Raw genomic sequence first — 6,678 nt, forward strand, 5'->3', positions numbered from 1 at the left:
GTTAAGCAAATCGGAATGCGAGTCAAAATATCGGGAGCGCAATGGAAAGTAGAGAATGTTTCTAAGATTCTTTCTTTACGCTGTGCTTACTTAAATGGCACTCTGTTTTAGCAATATTTTTGCAAAACTGAGATGCACCCTCTCCAAGCTGCTTTTCTATATCTGTTTCATAATCTGCTAATTTCTTAATATCTAGCAAAAGTTCATTAGGCACTGGTCTCTGCTTAGTATTAATATCAATAAATAGCCTAGACTCTTCTTGTCGAGTCAGACCATTATATATAATAACAGGAACACGAAGTTGACTTTTTGCTAATACAAACCCAAAAACTCTATGTTGACCATCTAAAACTAAAAAAGACTTAGGCTTGGCATCAAATGCTAAAATTTTACCATTTTTTATAACTCGCAAATTAGCTTCAGGTTGAGCAGAAAGAACGATAGAGTTAGGTATTGTCCCTAATCCACTATCGATATATTCAGCAATTTCTTGAGCTCTTTTTTTATCTAAGACGCGCTGAAAACCTTTTTGAGGATCTTCTTCTCTTGTAGTTACGTAGCAGACCTTTGCCAATACATCACTTGGCATAGTCAGAGAATAAAATCTATATTTCCCTTGGGTGATGTTACTAAATGTGTACCGCTGCTCGGTGTGATTGTCTTGAGTAGTCATTATTCAAGTTTGGTTTGACATTAAACGCTTTAACTTTATCTAAAAAACTTCGATATATCGAACTAATATTACCATATCATAATATTTTTGTTCAAATCTTCCATCACAAGACGAGATCGGAGGTCTACAGAGAACTAAAAATGTCAAGATATATGCTGAGATAGAGCTAGACAAAAACCAAAACTCTATCTCAGTCTTCAATCAACCCGCTTTCGCCACGACTCCCGACTCCGTCAACAACTCAACCGCCGTCTGATAAGGTCGATCGCTCTCGGTTCCCACCTCATTACGCTGAATCGGATTCTGTTTCACCACGAAATCCGGCATAATTCCTAACTTATTAATATCCTTGTGATTCGGCGTTTCGTACTTCGCCACCGTCACCGCCAAGCCGGAATCGTCCGACAAATCAAACAACGACTGAATTAAGCCTTTCCCAAACGTCCGTTCGCCAACTAACTTGGCGCGTCCGTTATCCTGCAACGCACCTGCTAAAATCTCACTGGCACTGGCCGTTCCTGGGTTCACTAACACCACCAGCGGCGCGTCCGTCAACGCTTCGTGTCCGGCGTCAAAACTGCCTAAAATCGATTGTCGGTTCACTGTGTAGACGATGGTGGCGTCGTTCAACCACAATCGCGCCACTTCAATCCCAGCTTGCAACAAGCCACCGGGATTATTTCGCAAATCTAACACGAAAGCATCTGCACCCTCATTTTCCAAGGATTCGATCGCCTCTGCCATTTCCTCAGCAGCGTTGGCGCTAAACTGCGTCAAGCGAATATAACCGATTTGCGTATTGGGTGAATTCTCCACCGTCCGCAAATCCGCCGTTACCGGATGCAGTGCAATGCGATCGCGCACTAACGCGATATCCTCGATCGCACCCCCGTCAAACCGTTCCACCTGCAACGTCACCTCAGTTCCCACAGGCCCCCGCATTCGTCCGGCGGCTTCGTCCAACGTCAAGGATTCCGTAGACACGCCGTCGATCGCTAAAATGACATCACCCGGTTGAATCCCCGCCAAATCCGCAGGCGCACCCGCAATCGGCGCGATCGCCTTCAACTGTTTCGTATCGGCGTCGATAGCGATTTGCAACCCTACCCCCGTCAACTCACCCGCCGTATTCACCTGAAGGTTACGATAGCGATCGGGACGCAACAACCGCGTAAACGGATCGTCGAGTTTCGCCAACATCTCCTCGATCGCCTCGTAAGCGTCCTCGCGAGTTCGCAGCGGCGATCGCAACGCCTGCTGTCGCACTTTCCACCAATTTTCACCGTTAAACGTCTCGTCGATATAGGCGCGGTTGACCACACGCCAAACCTCCGACACTAACCGCTGTTCCTCCGTCAGTGCCAAAGCTGGCGGCGTCCATCCCAACCACCCCAACACCATCAACATCACGGGGACGAGTGCGAACCAGAACGCGCGTTTTTGCATGAGACTTAGCTAACAAACCTTAAAATGACAACTGTTTTTAATAAAAATTAACACAAATTCAGGATCGATATTGGCATTAGCTTAGCGTATGCCATCGCGGTCGCAACGATCGTTCTGCCCGACTTCCTAAGCTGTGTTACATTTTTTTATAGGTTTCTGTGCCGTGGAGTACCCCATTCGCTCGATCTCCGCGATCGAGAAGTTGACTGCAACGTTGCGCGAGATCGGTCAAGTCAACCACTCCACCCCATTTCACAAACCCCCCTACCGCACAACACCCGCCGCGACATCTCACCGAGCTGTCGTGGTACACTTCACAAACCGAAACATTCCAACACACTGGCTTTATGTTCTCTAAGGAAGTCACTGAATCGAAAGCCTACAAGTGGTTTGACGAGCGTCTGGAAATTCAGGCGATCGCCGACGATATCACTGACAAATACGTTCCGCCCCACGTTAACATTTTCTACTGCTTGGGGGGAATCACCCTCGTATGCTTCCTGATCCAGTTTGCCACTGGATTTGCCATGACCTTCTACTACAAACCGACGGTCACAGAAGCATACTCCTCTATTCAATACCTAATGACCGAAGTGAACTTCGGTTGGCTCATCCGTTCCATCCACCGCTGGTCTGCCAGCATGATGGTACTGATGATGATCCTGCACGTATTCCGCGTTTACCTGACCGGCGGTTTCAAAAAACCCCGCGAACTGACCTGGGTTACGGGTGTAGTTCTGGCGGTGATCACCGTCTCCTTCGGCGTGACTGGCTACTCCCTACCTTGGGACCAAGTGGGTTACTGGGCTGTGAAAATCGTCAGCGGCGTTCCCGAAGCGATTCCCGTCGTCGGTAGCTTCATGGTGGAAATGCTACGGGGTGGAACCAGCGTCGGCCAAGCCACGCTGACTCGCTTCTACAGCCTGCACACCTTCGTTCTGCCTTGGCTGATCGCCGTGTTCATGCTGCTGCACTTCTTAATGATTCGCAAACAAGGGATCTCCGGTCCGTTGTAAAGCCGAATCGATTCCGAAGCCTTTCAATTTAGGGAGGTTTGTTAAACTATCCCTAACCTAAGAAATCTCGATCGGAATTTTTGATAGTTTCCTTACCGCTGTCCTCGCAGAAGGAGAACACAGTTTACAATGTCCACCCTTAAAAAGCCGGATCTTAGCGATCCTAAGTTGCGAGCGAAACTCGCCAAAGGCATGGGTCACAACTACTACGGCGAACCCGCCTGGCCTAACGACCTGCTGTACGTGTTCCCGGTTGTTATCCTCGGAACCCTCGCTTGTGTCGTCGGGTTAGCCGTTCTCGACCCCGCCACGATCGGCGAACCCGCCGATCCTTTTGCAACGCCGTTGGAAATTCTGCCGGAATGGTATCTCTATCCGGTGTTCCAAATCCTCCGTATCGTTCCGAACAAACTTTTGGGGATTACCCTGCAAACGCTGGTTCCCCTCGGCTTGATGACGATTCCGTTCATCGAAAGTGTCAACAAGTTTCAAAACCCCTTCCGCCGTCCGGTAGCGACGACCGTTTTCATGTTCGGTACAGTCGTTACGCTGTGGTTGGGAATTGGTGCCACGTTCCCCCTCGATAAATCTCTGACTTTGGGCCTGTTCTAAATCGGTCCTGAGTTCGGAAGAACTTATCGGAAACTCAACGCCTGCCCGAACTGTCGAACGGTAGAAGTGCTGTAATTACGACAGTTTGGACGGGCGTAAACTTTGTTTATTTATATTTGTTTGTTTGGCTAATCTCGAAAAATTTATAATTTCTCTGTGTTTCTTTCATAAAATCAGACGACAGAAACCGTTTTAAAATAGAGCTTGAGAACCCAAGGTTGAGAAGTTGCGCTTCAGATCCCCGGCATCTTGAAATGCCGGGGATCTTATACGAAAAGAATCGATCGAGGATTTTGCTTCCCAACTCCAATGTTTTAGAAATTTTCAAAAGGTCGATGAGAATTGGCGCTCTGTATTTTAAATTTAAAACGACTCAAATAGTAGAATTTAAGAGATAGAATCTCTGTTTTTTAGGTATCGTTTTTTGGGAAAGATTATAATTTAAAAACTTCGATCGCCCCCTAATCCGATGTCACACCCGATGTCACACCCAATATCCAAGCTGAAATCAACATTTTCCCAACCCCTCGATAAAGTGGCGATTTCTCTGTGCGTCGCCCTCGCAGTCCTGACGCTCTTGTTACTCCTCGGAGGCGATCGCAGCGTTCCCCGCGTCCGCGACTTTAGCTGGAGCGATCGCACCGTCTCCGCCAACGATCGCGCCTTTATTCTCACCTTCACCCGCCCCATGAACCTCAACAGCGTCGAAGAGAACCTGACGATCGATCCGCCGCTACCGGGAAAAATCAGTTGGGCGGGGCGACGCATGGCGTACACCCTCGAATATCCCGCCTCCTACGGAACAGACTACACCCTCAGACTCGCCAGCGCTCGCGATCGCTTCACCGAAGCCAGCGATACCGAACACTTTCTCGATCCCTTTGAAGGAACCTTTCAAAGCCACGATCGCGCCTTCGTCTACCTGGGTTCCGAAGAAACCGAACGGGGACAACTGATTCTCTACAACTTCACCCGCGACGCAAAAATCGTCCTAACTCCCGCCGATTTAACGGTGATGGACTTCCAACTCTACCCCGACGGCGATCGCGTCTTGTTTTCAGCGATCGACCGGGGAAATCGCGACGCCGGACTCACCGACACCCAACTGTTTACCGTCACCACGGGACTCGATTTCGACGACACCAACACCGAACCACCGGGGAGAATCGATCGCGTCCTCGACAACCAAACCTATCAAAACCTACAGTTCGCCCTCTCCCCCGACGGAAGTACCATCGTCGTCCAACGGGCCAACCGCAAAAACCCCGGTGCGGACTTCGGACTCTGGGTCGTTCGCGACGGACAAGCCCCCAAAAAATTCGAGGCGTTACCCGGTGGAGAGTTCGTCATCGCCCCCAACAGCCAAGAGTTGGCGATCGCCCAAGGTCAGGGAATCGCCCTGATCTCCCTGGCTAAAGGAGACGAAGGAAACGAACCGTTGCAATTCTTTCCCCAATACGGACGCATTATGGGTTTTACCAACGACGGAAACGCCGCCGTTATGGTGAAATTCAACACCGACTACACGCGATCGCTATTTTTAGTTCCCAGCAGCGGCGACCCCCAAGAACTCCTTAACACTACCGGATCGATCCTTCAGGCGCAGTTCGACCCCAGCGGACGATACTTATACTGTTTGCTCACCGAACTCATCGAAGCCGAAGAATACATCGAACGTCCTTATATTTTGGCACTCGACCTCGAAAACGAAACCTCTCGCGAACTGCTGCGTTTCGAGACGAGTCCCATCGACTTACATATGAGTTTGTCCCCCGACGGTCGAGCGATTCTGTTCGATCGCCTCCTCACCGACACCGACACCAACCGTCCCGACGTTCCCCTCACCGACTCGGGAGACGCGATCGCCTCGAGTCAGTTATGGGCGTTGTTTCCCCTCGCGACCGCTGACGGCGAACTCGCCCCGCAACCTCAACCCGAACGACTTCCCCTCGACGGCTTTCGTCCCCGTTGGCTTCCTTAGTTAAGCTTGACACGAGAGTTGGCGATCGTGGGGTTCGATTGGAGATCGGAAAATACGCAAAAGAGTTAAAGCATTTCCACGATAACTGTAGAATTTCATCGAAAATTTAGGCATGAGTTCGCCTCGTTTGACGATCGGTATCACAACAACCGAGCGATCGCGATCGTATCGTCCGAGACCTCTCCGTCACCCCCGAACCTTTTCTAACTTACGATACTGTAACTAAGACAGAACGTTGAGATATTCGACCATGTTTCCACCAATTGCCCTACTACCTGGTGCTATCTCCGAAATTATGGCTTCCGTTGCCCGAAACGGATATTTAACCCTAGCCGATCGATACGGATTAATGGCGGCAACCCTAGACGATTCCCTGAGCGAAATCGAACGGTCTGCCACCAATCGACTGCTGAGAGCTGTAGTTCGAGGAAAAGTCAAGCTAGTCGATCGCATTTCGGCGCTTTCTTTCTAAAATCTCGTCGTATTTCAATCGAAAACACGGAAATTTTGTAATTTCCGAACTTAACTTTTTGTAGTTAAAGGTGATGAGGTGTGAGCGATGAACGACATTCACCCAATGGGTCTCGCCGTACGACTTTGGCGATCGATCCTCCTCACTCTAGCCTTCGCACTTTTGTTTTACCTTCTCGAACCGCAGGTTTCGCCATCGCCAAGCCTACAGCTTTCCTCGCCGTCTCGACCTGTCGTCGTCCGCACGCTCCCCTAGACGGCTCATCTCGAATTCCCCTGCTACACTAACAAGGCAGATCCATCACTGTAGCGATATCCTTTTAATTTCGCGATATTTCAAAAGATGATGAAACTGCCATTGAGCCACTCCACCAGCCTCGCCGTTCTCACCGCCACTTTACTGATCGGAGGGTGTGCCAGTAACGCACCAACTTCCCCTGAAACCGAGTCGTCAGCCACCTCCGAAACCACCCCAGAGA

General features: G+C 49.8%; 7 protein-coding genes and 1 pseudogene. 6 read left to right on the top strand and 2 right to left on the bottom strand.

Annotated elements, in window-relative coordinates; all coding sequences use genetic code 11:
* A pseudogene (locus tag POG22_RS01995) lies at window positions 1-111 on the top strand (ISKra4 family transposase); the annotation flags it as partial.
* Here POG22_RS01995 and POG22_RS02000 read toward each other — a convergent pair.
* Together POG22_RS02000 and ctpA are read right to left on the bottom strand one after the other, a co-directional pair.
* Entirely contained in the window at window positions 62-673 is a 612-nt protein-coding gene (locus tag POG22_RS02000; RefSeq protein ID WP_498903328.1) for a DGQHR domain-containing protein, read from the bottom strand. The pseudogene POG22_RS01995 and the gene POG22_RS02000 sit on opposite strands and share 50 nt — an antisense overlap.
* Window positions 674-874: 201 nt before the next feature.
* Window positions 875-2,119, bottom strand: coding sequence for a carboxyl-terminal processing protease CtpA (gene ctpA, locus POG22_RS02005; RefSeq protein WP_498903329.1), 1,245 nt, complete (start codon window positions 2,117-2,119; stop codon window positions 875-877).
* Between the two features lie 347 nt (window positions 2,120-2,466).
* Here ctpA and petB point away from each other — a divergent pair, with 347 nt between their 5' ends.
* The 5 genes from petB (at window position 2,467) to POG22_RS02030 (ending at window position 6,455) form a co-directional block, all read left to right on the top strand.
* Window positions 2,467-3,135 carry a cytochrome b6 gene (gene petB, locus POG22_RS02010; RefSeq protein ID WP_017661267.1) on the top strand — a complete coding sequence of 223 codons (669 nt, stop codon included), beginning with the start codon at window positions 2,467-2,469 and terminating at the stop codon, window positions 3,133-3,135.
* A 129-nt stretch (window positions 3,136-3,264) separates the two neighbouring features.
* Window positions 3,265-3,747: a cytochrome b6-f complex subunit IV gene (petD, locus tag POG22_RS02015; protein WP_063714672.1), complete on the top strand. Its 483-nt coding sequence runs from the start codon at window positions 3,265-3,267 to the stop codon at window positions 3,745-3,747.
* Between the two features lie 481 nt (window positions 3,748-4,228).
* Window positions 4,229-5,728 (top strand): hypothetical protein, encoded by a 1,500-nt coding sequence (locus POG22_RS02020; protein ID WP_063714671.1) that lies wholly within the window; start codon window positions 4,229-4,231, stop codon window positions 5,726-5,728.
* Window positions 5,729-5,978: 250 nt separating this feature from the next.
* On the top strand, window positions 5,979-6,200 hold the full coding sequence (locus POG22_RS02025; protein ID WP_063714670.1) for a hypothetical protein: 222 nt from the start codon (window positions 5,979-5,981) through the stop codon (window positions 6,198-6,200).
* 87 nt (window positions 6,201-6,287) lie between these two features.
* On the top strand, window positions 6,288-6,455 hold the full coding sequence (locus POG22_RS02030) for a hypothetical protein (protein ID WP_498903333.1): 168 nt from the start codon (window positions 6,288-6,290) through the stop codon (window positions 6,453-6,455).
* Window positions 6,456-6,678: the final 223 nt, after the last annotated feature.

Origin of the sequence: Geitlerinema sp. CS-897, from assembly GCF_028368005.1 — a bacterium.
In the GTDB taxonomy this organism is placed as follows: Bacteria; Cyanobacteriota; Cyanobacteriia; order Cyanobacteriales; family Geitlerinemataceae; genus Baaleninema; species Baaleninema simplex.

Excerpts from the sequence above, each read along its gene's own strand:
- POG22_RS02030 (WP_498903333.1), top strand. The coding sequence starts at position 6,288 with ATGAACGACATTCACCCAATGGGTCTCGCCGTACGACTTTGGCGATCG.
- petD (WP_063714672.1), top strand. The coding sequence starts at position 3,265 with ATGTCCACCCTTAAAAAGCCGGATCTTAGCGATCCTAAGTTGCGAGCG.
- petB (WP_017661267.1), top strand. The coding sequence starts at position 2,467 with ATGTTCTCTAAGGAAGTCACTGAATCGAAAGCCTACAAGTGGTTTGAC.
- POG22_RS02000 (WP_498903328.1), bottom strand. The coding sequence starts at position 673 with ATGACTACTCAAGACAATCACACCGAGCAGCGGTACACATTTAGTAAC.
- POG22_RS02025 (WP_063714670.1), top strand. The coding sequence starts at position 5,979 with ATGTTTCCACCAATTGCCCTACTACCTGGTGCTATCTCCGAAATTATG.
- POG22_RS02020 (WP_063714671.1), top strand. The coding sequence starts at position 4,229 with ATGTCACACCCAATATCCAAGCTGAAATCAACATTTTCCCAACCCCTC.
- ctpA (WP_498903329.1), bottom strand. The coding sequence starts at position 2,119 with ATGCAAAAACGCGCGTTCTGGTTCGCACTCGTCCCCGTGATGTTGATG.